The sequence below is a fragment of the Pseudomonas asturiensis genome, from assembly GCF_900143095.1.
Taxonomy (GTDB): Bacteria; Pseudomonadota; Gammaproteobacteria; order Pseudomonadales; family Pseudomonadaceae; genus Aquipseudomonas; species Aquipseudomonas asturiensis.
Window position 1 is genome coordinate 459,630 of the sequence record NZ_FRDA01000002.1, and the last position, 15,070, is coordinate 474,699.

The 15,070-nt window shown below is 60.7% G+C and carries 11 protein-coding genes and 1 pseudogene; 5 read left to right on the forward strand and 7 right to left on the reverse strand.

Annotated elements, in window-relative coordinates; all coding sequences use genetic code 11:
* Nucleotides 1–2: 2 nt before the first annotated feature.
* The 5 genes and pseudogenes from BUB69_RS05175 to BUB69_RS05190 all read right to left on the reverse strand — a co-directional run bounded on the left by BUB69_RS05175 (nucleotide 3) and on the right by BUB69_RS05190 (nucleotide 5,669).
* The gene (locus BUB69_RS05175; RefSeq protein WP_073163045.1) at nucleotides 3–1,247 is read right to left on the reverse strand and encodes a D-mannose isomerase; all 1,245 of its coding nucleotides are present in this window, start codon (nucleotides 1,245–1,247) and stop codon (nucleotides 3–5) included.
* Between the two features lie 121 nt (nucleotides 1,248–1,368).
* Nucleotides 1,369–2,232, reverse strand: a complete 864-nt coding sequence (locus BUB69_RS29495; protein WP_425439348.1) for a methyl-accepting chemotaxis protein — start codon at nucleotides 2,230–2,232, stop codon at nucleotides 1,369–1,371.
* Nucleotides 2,224–2,994 (reverse strand): annotated as a pseudogene (locus BUB69_RS29500) (HAMP domain-containing protein); the annotation flags it as partial. The pseudogene BUB69_RS29500 and the gene BUB69_RS29495, both read right to left, overlap by 9 nt.
* Nucleotides 2,995–3,328: 334 nt before the next feature.
* A complete protein-coding gene (locus BUB69_RS05185) occupies nucleotides 3,329–4,468 on the reverse strand; it encodes a glycerate kinase (RefSeq protein ID WP_073163050.1) in 1,140 nt (379 codons plus the stop codon).
* 109 nt (nucleotides 4,469–4,577) lie between these two features.
* Nucleotides 4,578–5,669: a sugar diacid recognition domain-containing protein gene (locus BUB69_RS05190; protein WP_024688776.1), complete on the reverse strand. Its 1,092-nt coding sequence runs from the start codon at nucleotides 5,667–5,669 to the stop codon at nucleotides 4,578–4,580.
* Nucleotides 5,670–5,873: 204 nt separating this feature from the next.
* On the opposite strand from BUB69_RS05190, the gene BUB69_RS05195 reads away from it, so the two are divergent.
* A complete protein-coding gene (locus BUB69_RS05195; protein ID WP_073163052.1) occupies nucleotides 5,874–7,028 on the forward strand; it encodes an alpha/beta hydrolase in 1,155 nt (384 codons plus the stop codon).
* A gap of 10 nt (nucleotides 7,029–7,038) precedes the next feature.
* On the opposite strand, the gene BUB69_RS05200 is transcribed toward BUB69_RS05195, so the two are convergent.
* Nucleotides 7,039–7,752 (reverse strand): FadR/GntR family transcriptional regulator, encoded by a 714-nt coding sequence (locus BUB69_RS05200; RefSeq protein ID WP_024688774.1) that lies wholly within the window; start codon nucleotides 7,750–7,752, stop codon nucleotides 7,039–7,041.
* A 476-nt stretch (nucleotides 7,753–8,228) separates the two neighbouring features.
* On the opposite strand from BUB69_RS05200, the gene BUB69_RS05205 reads away from it, so the two are divergent.
* The 4 genes from BUB69_RS05205 (at nucleotide 8,229) to BUB69_RS05220 (ending at nucleotide 12,726) form a co-directional block, all read left to right on the forward strand.
* Nucleotides 8,229–9,554 (forward strand): MFS transporter, encoded by a 1,326-nt coding sequence (locus BUB69_RS05205; RefSeq protein WP_073163054.1) that lies wholly within the window; start codon nucleotides 8,229–8,231, stop codon nucleotides 9,552–9,554.
* Between the two features lie 36 nt (nucleotides 9,555–9,590).
* On the forward strand, nucleotides 9,591–10,943 hold the full coding sequence (gene gudD / locus BUB69_RS05210) for a glucarate dehydratase (protein ID WP_073163056.1): 1,353 nt from the start codon (nucleotides 9,591–9,593) through the stop codon (nucleotides 10,941–10,943).
* A 133-nt stretch (nucleotides 10,944–11,076) separates the two neighbouring features.
* Nucleotides 11,077–11,730 carry a DUF1345 domain-containing protein gene (locus BUB69_RS05215; RefSeq protein ID WP_073163058.1) on the forward strand — a complete coding sequence of 218 codons (654 nt, stop codon included), beginning with the start codon at nucleotides 11,077–11,079 and terminating at the stop codon, nucleotides 11,728–11,730.
* A gap of 39 nt (nucleotides 11,731–11,769) precedes the next feature.
* Nucleotides 11,770–12,726 (forward strand): D-2-hydroxyacid dehydrogenase family protein, encoded by a 957-nt coding sequence (locus BUB69_RS05220; RefSeq protein WP_073163060.1) that lies wholly within the window; start codon nucleotides 11,770–11,772, stop codon nucleotides 12,724–12,726.
* Between the two features lie 17 nt (nucleotides 12,727–12,743).
* On the opposite strand, the gene BUB69_RS05225 is transcribed toward BUB69_RS05220, so the two are convergent.
* Nucleotides 12,744–14,867, reverse strand: a complete 2,124-nt coding sequence (locus BUB69_RS05225; RefSeq protein WP_073163062.1) for a TonB-dependent siderophore receptor — start codon at nucleotides 14,865–14,867, stop codon at nucleotides 12,744–12,746.
* Nucleotides 14,868–15,070: the final 203 nt, after the last annotated feature.

The following is a 15,070-nucleotide window of genomic DNA, read 5'->3' on the forward strand; positions in this document are numbered from 1 at the left end:
CTTCAGTCCAGGCCCGCCAGCGCGCTGGCAAGGCTTGGAGACAGCGGCAGCACTGGCAGCAGCGTCGCCTGATAGGCGTGGTAGAGATCAGGCTTGCCGGGCCAGATGTCTTCGCTGGGCACGTTCTGCTCGTTCAATTCATGACGCCAGCTGCCGTGCTCATAATCGATGAACAGCGTTTCGTTGAACTCCCAGAACACCCGATACCATTCTTCGTACTGTTGCTCGCCCGTGCGCTGCAACAACGATGCCGCCGCGGCAGCCGCTTCACAGTGCGTCCAGTGCAGGCGATGGCGGACCACAGGGTTGTTTTCCCAGTCCAGGGTGTAGACGATGCCTGGCGCGCCATCGACGTTCCAGCCATAGCGGCAGGCATTGGCAAACAGCTCTCGCGCATCGTTGAGCAGCCATTCCGGGCTGGAACGGCCGGCATCACGACGGGCGGATTCAAGGTGCAGCACCAGGCGCGCCCATTCGAAAGCATGGCCGGGCGTGGTGCCGAACGGACGGAAGCCATCGGCCGGGTTCTCGCGGTTGTAATCGGGTAACGGCTGCCACGCCTGAGTAAAGTGCTCGATAACCTGAAAGTCGTTGGCCCCTGCGTGCTGATGAATCACCCGCTCGACGATGCTCAGCGCCCGGTCCAGCCATTGCGAATCGCCGGTGACGTCCGCCAGCGCGAGAAACGCTTCCGTGCTGTGCATGTTGCTGTTGGCACCGCGATACGCCTCCTCGTTGCTCCAGTCACGGGCAAAGGACTCACGCATCGCGCCTTCATCCTCACTCCAGAAACGAGTGTTGATGACTTGAATCGCATCGGACAGCAGCGCCTGAGCGCCGGGCCGACCGGCGACCACCGCAGAGCTGGCCGCCAACGCAACGAAAGCATGCAGATAGGCTTGTTTATCCGTAGTCCCGCCGTCATCGAGCGCTGCGCTGAACCAGCCGTCATGCTCGGCATCGCGCAATGGGCCGTTCAAGGCCGCAATGCCATGATCGACCAGCGCAGCGCAACCGGGAATACCCTGGGCGTGGGCCATGGCGAAACAGTGGGTCATGCGCGCAGTGTTCATGGTTTGAGCGGTCGCGCCAACCATCAGGCGGCCATACTCATCCAGGCTACCGAAACCGTTCTGCAGCTTCGCGGCCTTGGCAAAGGTCAGAAGGCGATTGCCTTCCTGAGACAGCCATTGATGATGGGCCGGCGAGCGCAGCCAACTGCTGAAGGTGTGATTGTTATTGTTCATGACGCTGAGCAGCCTCCATCGATAAGACATACCTGCACGGTGGTCTTCGCGACCGGGAGCAATAATGCGCGCCCGGCCGGTCGGCGGCAAGCGCGTGCAGGCCGCTATCGATGTCGGCGTTTCAGACTTTGAAACGTGCCACTACCTGGTTCAGATCCACCGCCAGACGCGACAACTCATGGCTCGAAGCGCTGATCTGATTGGCGCCCTGGGTCGACTGCATGGACAGATCGCGGATGTTGACGATGTTGCGATCCACTTCACGCGAGACCTGCGCCTGTTCTTCTGCGGCACTGGCGATCACCAGATTACGCTCCGAGATCTGGTTGATGGACGAGGTGATTTCGCTCAGCGACTCCCCGGCCCCCTTGGCCAGCGACAGCGTAGAACTGGCACGGTCGCGGCTGGTGGTCATCGACTCCAGCGCCTGAGCCGATCCGGTGCGCATGGCGTTGACCATGGAGTCGATTTCCAGCGTCGATTGCTGGGTGCGATGCGCCAGTGCCCGCACTTCATCGGCCACCACAGCAAAACCACGGCCCGACTCCCCTGCCCGCGCCGCTTCGATGGCCGCGTTGAGCGCCAGCAGGTTGGTCTGCTCGGCAATCGAGCGAATCACGTCCAGCACCTTGCCGATGTCCTGGGACTGATCAGCCAGGTTCTGCACCAGCACAGACGTAGCCTGAACGTTTTCGGTGAGCGTCTGGATCGACTGTACGGTCTCGATCACCCGCGTCTGTCCCGCCTGCGCCGACGAGCTGGAATGACTGGAGGCGTCGGACGTCGACACTGCGTTGCGCGCAACCTCTTCGACCGCTGACGTCATCTCGTTGATGGCCGTGGCTGCCTGATCGATCTCCGCGTTCTGTTGATTCAAGCCGCGGTAGCTGTCCTCGGTCACCGAGTTCAGCTCTGTGGCAGCCGAAGCCAGCTGGCTGGCGGAACTGCCGATGTGGCGCATGGCTTCGCGCAAATTGCCTTGCATCTGCGCCAGCGCCCGAAGCAGGCGAGTAACCTCGTCGTTGCCATCGACCTCGATGGTATGAGTCAGATCGCCTTGCGCCACATGTTCAGCGGCAGTCACCGCGTGCTGCAATGGACGGACAATGCTGCGCGTCAGCCACAACGCCAGGCCAATGGTGCCAAGCGCCGCGAGGACCACGAACACCAACACAACATTGCGAGACGCCTCGTACTGAGCCTCGGCAGCCTTGCCTTCGGCGTCGACCCTGCTCACGTAGAAGTCGGCGAAGTCGTTCAGCTGTTTGCCCGAGCCGTCGACAATCTGCTTCATGTCCACCAGCAACAGCTTGTTCAGACCCGCGCTATCGCCTTGCGCAGCGAGCACAAAGGAGCGATCCAGCGCACTGCGGTATTGGCCCATGGTCACCAGAAACTGATCGGCGAGGACCTTCTCCTCGGGGGTGTCGACGAACGTGTTGAGCACGTCGAGTTTCTTGGTCAGATCACCCAGGCGCACGTCCATCTGTCCACGGTAGGTGGAGATATTCGCAGGGTCAGTGTCCAGCGCCATGCGCAAGGAAATAGTGCGAATGCGCAACATGATTTCCCGCACATCATTGACCACCCGCATGCTGGGCACCCAGTTGGTTTCGACGGCCACCTCGCTCTCGCGGATGGTCGACATCTGCACCAGTGCGAACCAGCCCAGCAAGGCCACCAGCAGAGCAATCAAGGTAAAGCCCAGACCGGCACGGCGGGCGATAGTGAGTGTGCGTAAGTTCATGGCCAGGGCTCTTTTCTATTTTTAGAGGGCAGTGTTGGCATCGACGGTTGTCAGACAACCGCATAGCATATCGTCCTTGTCAGACAATTCTTTAGGTTCATCGAACGTTTTTTACGGGCGAATCATCCTGCCATTGCGGCGCTGTGGAGCTCAGCCTTGACTGCGCCCACCCCTACCCTTATCAATGCCGCTGCTAGTCGATCTTTCGCAGGACCCAAGGCGTCGTGGGTAGAAATCGATGCGCACGCGGGCGACCGCTCGTTCGAAAACTACCCCGAGGAATCAATTGCCGAATGGCATCAAAGGTTGCGGCTTGAGCCTTGCAGATGAAGCCTTAACCCGAGGCCGCCAATTGCCAGACACGCGCCACATCTCGCGCCCGGTCGTGCAACAGGCGCGGCGCTTCGCGGCAGGCATCTTCGAGATTCATCGGTCCGCTGGTCAGGGCGAATGCGGCGCTGATGCCATGCCGATAGAGTTGTTCATAACCCTCGCCCAGCGTTCCGGCCAGTACGATGACCGGCACACCCTGACGCTGCGCAACACGTGCCACGCCCAGCGGTGTCTTGCCGCGCAGGGTCTGGGCATCGAAACGACCTTCCCCGGTGATCACCAGATCGGCATCGACCAGTGCCTGCTCAAGACCTGTCAGGTCAGCGACGACCTCGACGCCTGCGCGAAACGAGGCATTCAGGTACGCTTTGGCGGCGAACCCCATGCCCCCCGCTGCGCCACTGCCAGGGCTGTCACGCAGGTCGTGACCCAAAGCAAGGGCCGAGTGATCGGCGAAATTCGCCAGCGCAGCATCAAGCGCCAGTACCTGCTGGGGCGATGCGCCCTTCTGTGGGCCGAAAATGTGGGATGCCCCGTTTGGACCGCAAAGCGGGTTATCGACATCGGCTGCAATTTCGACGCGCACGTCGGCCAGACGCGGGTCCACACCGCTCAGGTCAACACGGGCCAGACCGGACAGTGCGAGACCGCCGCCCGGCAACGGCTGGTCGTCACGGTCCAGAAACCGCACCCCCAACGCCGAGAGCATGCCGCTGCCACCGTCATTGGTCGCGCTGCCACCGATGGCCAGGATAATGCGCTGCGCTCCAGCATCCAGCGCCGCCGAAATCAACTGACCGGTGCCCTTGGTACTTGTCAGACAGGCATCACGTTGAGCGAGGGTGAGCAGTTGCAGCCCGCTGGCCATGGCCATTTCGATGATCGCGGTGCGGCTCTGCGCCAGCCATCCCCAACCGGCCTGGATCATAGTGCCCAGCGGGCCACTGACCTGGGCACTCATCCACTGACCGTTACAGGCATCCAGCAAGGCTTCGATGGTGCCTTCACCGCCATCGGCCATGGGGCATTTGATCAGCTCGGCGTCGGGCCATACTTCAGCGAGGCCGCTGGCAATGGCATCTGCAACCGCCTGCGCGCTGAGGCTGTCTTTGAAGGAGTCGGGGGCGATGACTATTTTCATTGTTGTTCTCCATATCCGTTACCGGATGTTCTCATCCCGGCCCTGCTTTGCCGCCTGCCCTGCGCACAATGATTCTCTGCCCTTATCGGGCATTTGAACAAAATCGCGTTCAACCCTGACGCGGACTCATCTGCGCGCCCAGATACAGGCGCAGCAGGTCGTCGGTCTTGTACGGATCGCAGCCGGTCAGTTCGGCAATCTTCTCCAGCCGGTAGCGCAGGCTGTTGCGATGGATGCCCAGTGCATCGGCGCACGCCTGGCTTTCGCCACTGTAGTCAAACCAGCTGCGCAGCGTTTCAAGCAGCTGCGCGTGGTTGTGCAAACGGCCAATGGGCTCGGCCACTTCGGCGGCCAGCCAGTCATGGCGGTAGCGCCAGAACAATACGGGCAGGCGATAAGCATCCAGACGCAGCAGCTTGTGTTGCGGGCGGGCCTGACTCGCGTAATCCAGAAGGTCCCGCAAGGCTGTGCAGGCATGGCGCAACGCACCCAGATCCGCCGAAAGCGGCGCGGTGGCCATGCGCACTACCGGCCAGTGGTGCTCCTCAAACTGCTTGAGCAGCAAGGCGTCGTCACGGTCCTTGCCGACCGCACGGCACCAGCAGAGCAAGGTGGGCTCGCGCATCACGCACCAGCTGTCGGGGTAGCGCGAGCCTAGCCAGGCGACAATCTGACTGACGACCGAGGTTTGTACATCGAGCTGAATCAGCACCGCCTGACGCGGTAACTGTGGCTGCAACCCCAGTTGCCGCGCTTCGTCGACCAGGCTTTCAGGGCAATCGGGCAGTAACAGCCGCGCCAGCAGGTCCTCACTGCGCTGTAAACGCCACTGCCGATCGGCCTGCTGACGGCGATGCTCCATGAGCATCTCGGCGGTCATCTTGACCAGCTCACCATAGACCCGGACCTCGTCCGGCTCGCCGGTAATGCCCAGCACACCCACCAGCTTGTGGTCGAGCATCAAGGGCAGATTGACCCCAGGCTTCACCCCGCCCAGATGAAGCGCGGCCTGAGAGTCGATTTCCACCACCCGGCTGTCGGCCAGCACCAATTGTGCGCCTTCGTGTCGAGTACACAGACGCTCGGGATCCCCGCTGCCGATGATGATACCCAGGTAGTCCATGACATTGACGTTGTAGGGCAGAATCGCCATGGCGCGATCGACGATGTCCTGTGCCAGGTCCCGATCAAGCGCGAACATGAAGACCGCACGCTGCCGCTGAGTGTTTGGATTGAGTAGGCATGCGGATACATTTTGTTGAAGTTATTAGAGGCTGCGAGTGTGCCTGAAACGCGTAGCGAGCGCGACGTGCATTGCATAGTGCCTGCGCCGTGGTTGTCGTTGTACCCTTGAACACACTGTACACAACCGAACCTGTCACGCCCCATCGAAGGCCCGTCAAACTTGATCAGATTCCGACTCGCCAGCCTGCTGTCCCTGCTCACACTGTCGGCCTGCTCCTCAATGGCCGAGAGTGAAGACCCCACACGCCGATTTGAGGATTATCGCCAGCAGTCAATCGCGCTGATGCGGTCGCAACGCACATTTCAAACGTCGGATCATGAGGCGGAGCTTGAGTGGAATGCACCGCAGCAGTGGACGCCGACCGGCACCGTCAAAGGCGGCGTGTTGCTGGTTCACGGGCTGGGCGATTCGCCGTGGTCGTTTCATGATGTGGGTCAACGGCTGGCTGATCAGGGGTTTCTGGTGCGCAGCGTGCTGTTGCCAGGCCACGGCACCAAGCCTGAAGACATGCTCGACGTGACCCTGGAACAATGGCAACAGGTGGTTCGCGAACAGGCGAAACTGCTCGGCAAGGATGCGCCCAAGGTTTACCTCGGCGGGTTTTCAACCGGGGCCAATCTGGTGCTGGACTACGCCTACGACCATGACGAGATTGCCGGACTGCTGCTGTTCTCCCCCGCCTTCCGCTCCGACAGCGCTTATGCCTGGCTGACACCGTGGATCGGCTGGGCCAGACCCTGGTTGCTCGCAGCGCCCAAGGAAGGCCTGCGCCCGATGCAGACACCATTGCGTTACATGAATGTGCCCACCAACGGGTTTGCCCAGTTTTATCGCAGCAGCGCACTGGCTCAGGATCGTTTGCGTCAGCACCGTTACGACAAGCCGGTATTCATCGCTATCGCCCAGCACGACTCGGTGCTGGACACCGCTTACGTACTGGACACCTTCAACGAACGGTTCAGCCACCCCGACAGCCGGCTGGTCTGGTACGGCGATCTGCCGGCCAAGGCTGCGCGCACCTCACGCGTCGAAGTGCGTACCGATTACCTGCCCGATTACCGCATCAGCCGCTTCTCGCACATGGGCCTGCTGTTCTCCCCCGACAACCCGCTGTATGGCGTCAATGCTAAGCAGCGAATCTGCTGGAACGGCCAGACGGACGAGGACACGGCGAAATGCATGGCTGGCGAGCCGGTGTGGTATTCGGACTGGGGCTATCGGGAACCCGGCAAGATCCATTCGCGAACCACCTATAACCCGTATTTCGAGTGGCAGACGCAACAGATGCTGGGCGTGCTCAAGAGCGGTCAATAGCTCCGGCAGTTCACTCCAGCGGCACCAGGCGCTCACGACTGTTGCTCAGGTGCGTCCACATCGCCGCTCGCGCCGCGTCCGGGTCCTTGCGCCGGATGGCGCTGAGCAGCGCTTCGTGCTCCAGATTCGCCAGATAACCCTGATGAGCCAGGTTGTTCCCGGCACGTTCACTTGAGGCAATGCGGCTGCGCGGAATGATCGCGCTGCCCAGATGCTGCATGATTTCCATGAAGTACGGATTGCCGGTCGCCTCGGCGATCAGCATGTGAAAACGCTTGTCCGCCTCGACGCAACTGTCGTCATTGGCCAGCAAATCCTGATAGTCGTCCAGCGCCTGGCGCATGGCGGCCAGTTGCTCGTCGGTGCGCCGCAGCGCCGCCAGCGCCACGGCCTGGGTTTCCAGACCGATGCGTAGCTCGATGATGTCGCGCACGCGCGACACGGTTTCGACTTTCAAGCGCAGCCCGGTCTGATCGCCGCGCTCCAGCACAAAAGTGCCGATGCCGTGGTGGGTCACCACCAGACCTGATGCCTGAAGCTTGGAAATCGCCTCGCGTACCACGGTGCGGCTGACCCCGTGTTCGCGAACGATCTGGTTCTCGGACGGCAGCTTTTCGCCCGGCGCGATTTTGCCCAGCAAGATGCGCTGACTCAATTCAGTGACCAGATCGGTGGCCAGACTGTGCTGGCGGCGTTTGGGCGCGGTGCTGACGGGTTCTTGCATGAAGGGTTGTCCTGAAGTTGTCTGGCGCTTGTCTGACCGTAGGCCATTGAAAGAACCCGAAACCAGCGGCGCGGTTGCTGGAGAGCCGCGGGGATTGCGTTTCGGGAACCCCGGTACTTGTCTGACTTGTATTACAAGTTAAACACACCTGTCAAAGCTCTACTTCTCCTTCCGTCCTGTTTTTCTTTAACGATCCGACGAGGAAAGGAATCGTTTATAAGCCGACACCGCAATCATCAAAGGCATAAAACCCCAATAAACGTTGACAGTTGACTACTTGAAATGAATATCGCGCAGGGATGAACGCTGCCCTCCTCACCGTCAGGCGTAGAAATTTATCGCTGTCCGATCGGCGAGGGGCTTGCGCAAGCGCGACTAACTTGTATGATGACAGACAATGCAAGGAACACACCTCGCACAGACCCGCATAAAAACAACGAGTGGGAGATTCAATTGTGAGCACATCCAATTCCGGGATGGCCAACGGTGCAGATTCGGTCCTGAGTTCGGCCGTCTCGAAAGTCAAACGCCATGTCCTGCCGCTTTTCGTCATCATGTTTATCGTCAACTACATCGACCGAGTGAACATCGGCTTCGTGCGCTCGCACATGGAGCACGACCTGGGCATCGGTGCTGCGGCCTATGGGCTGGGTGCCGGGCTGTTCTTCATCGGTTATGCGTTGTTCGAAGTCCCCTCAAACATCCTGCTGCAGAAAGTCGGCGCCCGTATCTGGCTGACGCGCATCATGCTGACCTGGGGCCTGGTCGCCTCCTGCATGGCCTTCATCCAGAACGAAACCCACTTCTATATCCTGCGCTTTCTGCTGGGGGTAGCCGAAGCCGGTTTCTTTCCGGGCGTTATCTATTACTTCACCCGCTGGCTGCCAGGCGTTGAACGCGGCAAGGCGATTGCCATCTTCCTCAGCGGCTCGGCCATTGCTTCGCTGATATCCGGTCCGCTGTCCGGTCTGCTGCTGCAGATCACCGGTTTCGGCCTGAAAGGCTGGCAGTGGATGTACTTCATCGAGGGCATGTTCTCGGTGGGTCTGTGCTTCTTCGTCTGGTTCTGGCTGGACTCCAAGCCCCACGATGCCAAGTGGCTGAGCCGCGAGGAGCAGGACGCGCTGGTCAATGCCATCGACGCCGAGCAGGCCGCCCGCGAGGCCGCTACGCCCGTCAAGGCGTCCATCGGCAAGTTGCTGAAAGACAGCCAGATCATTCTGTTCTGCCTGATCTACTTCTTCATTCAGTTAACCATCTACGCCGCGACCTTCTGGCTGCCGAGCATCATTCGGAAAATGGGCAGCCTGACTGATTTTGAAGTCGGCATGTTCAACTCCATCCCCTGGCTCTTGTCGATCGTCGGCATGTACGCCTTCGCCACGCTGTCGGCCAAATGGAAACGCCAGCAGGCCTGGGTCGCTGCAGCGCTGCTGATCGCCGCCGCCGGTATGTTCATGTCCACCACCGGCAGCCCGATCTTCGCCTTCGTCGCCATCTGCTTTGCCGCACTGGGCTTCAAATCGGCGTCGTCACTGTTCTGGCCGATTCCTCAGGCCTATCTCGACGCACGAATCGCAGCGGCGGTGATCGCGCTGATCAACTCGGTGGGCAACCTGGGCGGCTTCGTGGCCCCGACCACCTTCGGCCTGCTGGAAGAGCACACCGGCTCGATTCAAGGCGGGCTCTACGGCCTGACCGCAACGTCGCTGATTGCGGCGGTCATTGTCTTCGCCGCCCGCAACAAGCCAAAGCCTGGCGCGACACCCGTTGCCGCCATCCAGACGCCGGCGACTCACTGACGCTCATTTCAACAACAATTTCGCAAGGATTTCACCATGAACGCTCAGCACACCAGCATCACTGCCAAGGCCCCTGTCATCACCCAGATGCAGGTTGTGCCAGTGGCGGGCCATGACGACATGCTGCTCAACCTCAGCGGCGCACACGGCCCTTACTTCACCCGCAACATCGTGATCCTGAAGGACAACGCGGGCCATACCGGGGTTGGTGAAGTACCCGGCGGTGACCTGATTCGCCAGACGCTGGAAGACGCACGCTCGCTGGTGGTCGGCAGCAGCATCGGCACGTATCAGAAGATTCTCAACGATGTACGCAAGGCCTTTGCCGAGCGGGACTCGGGCGGCCGTGGCCAGCAGACCTTCGATCTGCGCATTACCATTCACGCGGTCACTGCACTGGAAGCCGCCCTGCTCGACCTGCTCGGTCAGCACCTTGATGTGCCGGTCGCGGCGCTGTTGGGTGAAGGTCAGCAGCGTGATCAGGTCGAGATGCTGGGCTATCTGTTCTATGTGGGCGACCAGCGCAAGACTGACCTTGCCTATCGCAGCGAACCGGACGCCGACAACGACTGGTTCCGCCTGCGCCACGAAGTCGCGCTGACGCCTGAAGCCGTGGTGCGTCTGGCTGAAGCGGCGCATCAGCGCTATGGCTTTCAGGATTTCAAACTCAAGGGCGGCGTGCTGCGCGGCGACGAAGAAATCGAAGCCGTGACGGCGCTGGCCGAACGCTTCCCCGACGCACGCATCACCCTGGATCCCAACGGCGCCTGGTCACTCAAGGAAGCCATCCGTCTGTGCCGTGATCAGCACGCTGTGCTGGCTTACGCCGAAGACCCGTGCGGCGCGGAAAACGGTTTCTCCGGTCGCGAAGTGATGGCCGAATTCCGCCGCGCCACAGGCTTGAAGACCGCCACCAACATGATCGCCACCGACTGGCGCGAGATGGGCCACGCCATTCAGTTGCAATCGGTGGACATCCCGCTGGCCGACCCGCACTTCTGGACCATGCAAGGCTCGGTGCGCGTCGCACAGATGTGCAACGAATGGGGCCTGACCTGGGGCTCGCACTCCAACAACCACTTCGACATTTCACTGGCGATGTTCACCCATGTGGCAGCCGCTGCGCCAGGCAACATCACTGCCATCGATACGCACTGGATCTGGCAGGACGGCCAGCGCCTGACCAAGGCCCCGTTGCAGATCATCGGCGGCAAGGTTGAGGTTCCGAAAAAACCGGGCCTGGGCGTCGAACTGGATATGGATCAGCTGGCCAAGGCGCACGAACTGTACAAAGGCATGGGCCTGGGCGCGCGCAACGACGCCGTGGCGATGCAGTTCCTGATTCCAGACTGGACGTTCAACAACAAGCAGCCTTGCCTGGTGCGTTGAGCCGCTTTCGCCTGACCCTGAATCACTCGCCACATCGTGGGCACACGGCGCGCAACCCCCTTGCGCGCCGTTTTTTCTTGGTTTGATCAGCCGCGTGATACTGTCTTGCAACAATCAGTAACGACTACCCAGCATGCGCCATATCGCTCGAACCCACCCTCGCCTGACCCTCGCAGCCCTCGCAGGCCTGACAAGCGGCATTGCATCGGCCTGGCTGTTTCCCTACGCGACCCTGATCCAGAGCCTGCTCATCGGCTGGGACTCCGGCGTCTGGCTTTATCTGATCCTGATGTTCATGCTCACTCTGCGCAGCGACGCCGGCGACGTTCGGCGCATTGCGGTGATGGAAGACGAGAACGCCGGCACCATCCTGATCACCGTCTCTATCGCAGCACTGGCAAGCCTTGCGGCCATCATTGTCGAGATCGCTGGCAGCAAAGGACTCTCCCCCCATGCCCAATTGCTGCATCACGCGTTCACCGGCCTGACCATCGTCGGATCGTGGCTGATGATCGGGGTCATTTTCAGCCTGCACTACGCGCGGCTGTTCTACACCTGGGACGGCAAGGCGCCGGCGCTGTCCTTCAATGACGGTGAACGAAACCCGGACTACTGGGATTTTCTGTATTTCTCATTCACCCTGAGCGTTGCCGTGCAGACCTCGGATGTCGGTGTCGCTACCCGTCAGATGCGCAAGATCGTGCTGGCCCAGTCACTGCTCTGCTTTGTGTTCAACACCGCTATTCTGGGGTTTTCGATCAACATCGCGGCCAGCCTCTTCAACTAGACAATCCTCTTCGGACACAGGCCAAAAAGGCGTTTATTCATGACTCGATTGACCATTGCGGTGCTTGATGACTGGCAAAACGTTGCCAAACACGTTGTGGACTGGTCGGTGCTCGACACGATCGGCGACATCAGTTTTCTGCATGACTTCCCTGCCGATACGGCAACCATGGTCGAGCGCCTGCAGCACTTCGATGTGATCTGCGTGATGCGCGAGCGAACGCCGTTCGATGAGGCCCTGCTCAGCCAGTTGCCACGCTTGAAGCTGCTCACCACTGGCGGCATGCGCAACGCTGCCATCGACGTCGCGGCGGCCAAACGCCTGAACATTACCGTATGCGGGACCGAAAGCTACAAACACGCAGCGCCTGAGCTCACCTGGGCATTGATCATGGGCATCACCCGCAACCTGGTAACAGAGGCCAATTCGTTACGCGCCGGTCATTGGCAGGTGGGACTGGGCAGTGATCTGCATGGCAAGACGCTGGGCATTCTAGGCTTGGGTAGTATCGGCAAGTGGATTGCTCGCTACGGACAGGCGTTTGGCATGAAGGTGATCGCCTGGAGCCAGAACCTGACACCCGAGGCGGCAGCCGAGTCCGGCGTGACCTATGTCAGCAAACAGGCGCTGTTCGAGCAGTCCGACGTGCTGTCGGTGCATATGGTGCTCAGCGACCGCAGTCGAGGGCTGGTGGACGCTGAAGCGCTCGGCTGGATGAAGCCCGGCGCGTTCATCGTCAATACATCCCGTGGGCCGATCATCGACGAAGCGGCGCTGATCGAGACCTTGCAGCAACGGCGCATTGCCGGTGCCGCGCTGGACGTATTCGATACCGAGCCATTGCCCGAAGATCACCCCTTCCGCACGCTGGACAACGTGCTGGCGACCCCGCATGTCGGCTATGTCACCGAAAACAACTACCAGACTTTTTACAGCCGGATGATCGAGAACATCCAGGCCTGGCAGGCGGGGTCGCCGATCAGGGTATTTGCCTGATCGCAACCGGCTGACCCTTACAGGGTGTAGGCGATCCCAACCTGCACCGTGCGCGGGGCGCCAGGGTAGGCATACACGTTGCCGAAGGCGCCCTCCTCGTACTCGGTGTTGAAGACGTTCTTCAGGTCGAGGTTGAGCTTGATGTGCTCGTTGACCTTATAAAAGGCCAGCAGATCGAACACCGTGTAGCTGTCCATGGAAAATGCAGTGTTGGCGGTTTGACCGGCGCGCTGATCGACGTAGCGGCCGCCAGCACCCAGGCCCAGCCCACGCAGAGCACCGTCCTGGAACTCGTACACGTTCAACAGGCTGAAGGTCTGCTGCGGAATGTTCAACAGGCGGGTGCCTGTGCGCAACGTGTTGTCCTTGGTCACTTCGGCATCGACGTATGCATAGCTGCCCATCACGCGCCACTCGGGTGTCAGGTTGCCGACCACATTCAGGTCCAGACCCCGACTGCGCACTTCGCCTGCGGCCACGCTGAAAGTGGAATCGACCGGGTCGGTAGTCAGCACGTTCTGCTTCTCGATCTGATACAACGCCGCATCGACGCTCAACTGGCGGTCCAGCGCCTCCCATTTGACGCCCACTTCGTAAGACTTGCCCTCCTCCGACTTGAACCCGCCACCCAGACGGCTCGCGCCGGTGTTGGGCTTGAACGAGCGCGCCGTGTTGGCGTAAACCGCGACGGTGTCGGTCAGGTCGTAGGTCAGGCCGAGGCGCGGCGTCACGGCGTTATCGCTGTTGGTGAACGGCACACCGACCCCAAAGGTGTCGTAGTCATGCTCGAAACGTTCGAAACGAACGCCCGCCAGCAGCTTCATGCGCTCGGTCAGGGCCACCTGATCCTGCACGAACGCGGCGTAGGTCTTGAGATTTTCCTTGTCGTGGGTGGTGGTGCGGGTGAGCGCCGGTCGCGCCGTGCCATACACTGGGTCGAAGATGTCGATGGTGTAGGCATTCACTGCACCGCTGGAACGCTGAATGATCGACTTGTAGTCGTAATCTTCATACTCGACGCCGGCCAGCAGCGTGTGGTCGAACGCGCCGGTGGCGAAATGTCCGGTGACGTTCAGTTGCACGTCGCGATCGGTCCATTCCAGCTTGCGGTAGTTGAAATTGCGCCCCTGCGTGCGCCCGTCCGCCGCCAGGCCGTTGGCCTCGATGGCGTCACCTTTCAGCGAGCCGTCGAGTATCTGGATGCCGCCGCCCAGCTTCCAGTCGGCGTTCAGGTCGTGATCGAAGCGAATCTGCGCCATGTTGTTGTCGTTGTGCAGCTTGCCCACGTTTTTCTCACCGAAGAACGTGTCCCGGGAAGCGGTGCCGGCCTGGTTCGGGTAACGTGTCAGGCCACGGTCCAGCGGCGCGTTGTTGCGCATGAAATCGCCTTCAAAGGTGATGCGCGTGGCATCGTCGACCTGCCAGCTCAAGACGGGCGTCACGCCATAGCGCTCGGTCTCGACGTGATCACGAAAGGTATCGCCGCCCTCACCCACCACATTCAGGCGATACGCAAAACGCCCCTCTTCATCCAGCGGGCCAGAGGCATCCAGTGTGCCGCGCTTCATACCCTGATCATTGAGCTGACTGCCTAACGTGACCGAGCGCTCGGCCAGCGGCTGCTTGGAAACCACATTGAAGGTGCCGCCCGGATCGCCTCGGCCATATAGCGTGGTGGCAGGGCCGCGCAGCACTTCCAGACGCTCGATGGTGCTGGCGTCCGGCATGTTCGGGTAACCGCGGTTAATCGGGAAGCCGTTGCGGTAGAACTCACCCGTGGTGAAACCGCGCACGGTAAACGTCGTCAGCCCCTGCCCGCCGAAGTTGTTGGCACGCCCGACGCCGCCTGCGTAATCCAGTGCATCCTGCAAACGTGTGGCACCTATGTCCTCGACCGCTTCGCGGGTCACCACGCTGATCGACTGCGGCGTTTCATGCAGCGACGTGTCGGTACGTGTCGCACTGGCAGAACGCGTCGCCCGATAGCCCTGAACAGGGCCCTGAGCGGTTTCGATATCCGTAGCACTCTGGATATCGATGTTCTGCAGTTCGATAGAGGAATTAGGGGCAGTGACCTGATCAGCCCAGGCAGACTGGGAGATCGCTTGAATGACGCAAAGGGATAGGAAGGTACGACGCATCGGTGTGCAGCCTTTGGCAGTAAAACCGGAACGACCGGGATCCGGCAGGATTTTTTCGCGAATAGTACAGATTCTTATTAGCAGTTGATACAAATTACCAAAGAGATATGCACAGGCCTGCGTGCAGACAGCGAACGACCGTCTGCGTTGCCTGTCTGAAGCATCGGACCGGCGCAGACCGGATCCTCATCACTAGCGCATCA

Bases quoted from the DNA above. Each gene is read 5' to 3' on its own strand.
- BUB69_RS05175 (WP_073163045.1), bottom strand. From the start codon at position 1,247: ATGAACAATAACAATCACACCTTCAGCAGTTGGCTGCGCTCGCCGGCC.
- BUB69_RS29495 (WP_425439348.1), bottom strand. From the start codon at position 2,232: ATGCAAGGCAATTTGCGCGAAGCCATGCGCCACATCGGCAGTTCCGCC.
- BUB69_RS05185 (WP_073163050.1), bottom strand. From the start codon at position 4,468: ATGAAAATAGTCATCGCCCCCGACTCCTTCAAAGACAGCCTCAGCGCG.
- BUB69_RS05190 (WP_024688776.1), bottom strand. From the start codon at position 5,669: ATGTTCGCGCTTGATCGGGACCTGGCACAGGACATCGTCGATCGCGCC.
- BUB69_RS05200 (WP_024688774.1), bottom strand. From the start codon at position 7,752: ATGCAAGAACCCGTCAGCACCGCGCCCAAACGCCGCCAGCACAGTCTG.
- BUB69_RS05205 (WP_073163054.1), top strand. From the start codon at position 8,229: ATGGCCAACGGTGCAGATTCGGTCCTGAGTTCGGCCGTCTCGAAAGTC.
- gudD (WP_073163056.1), top strand. From the start codon at position 9,591: ATGAACGCTCAGCACACCAGCATCACTGCCAAGGCCCCTGTCATCACC.
- BUB69_RS05215 (WP_073163058.1), top strand. From the start codon at position 11,077: ATGCGCCATATCGCTCGAACCCACCCTCGCCTGACCCTCGCAGCCCTC.
- BUB69_RS05220 (WP_073163060.1), top strand. From the start codon at position 11,770: ATGACTCGATTGACCATTGCGGTGCTTGATGACTGGCAAAACGTTGCC.
- BUB69_RS05225 (WP_073163062.1), bottom strand. From the start codon at position 14,867: ATGCGTCGTACCTTCCTATCCCTTTGCGTCATTCAAGCGATCTCCCAG.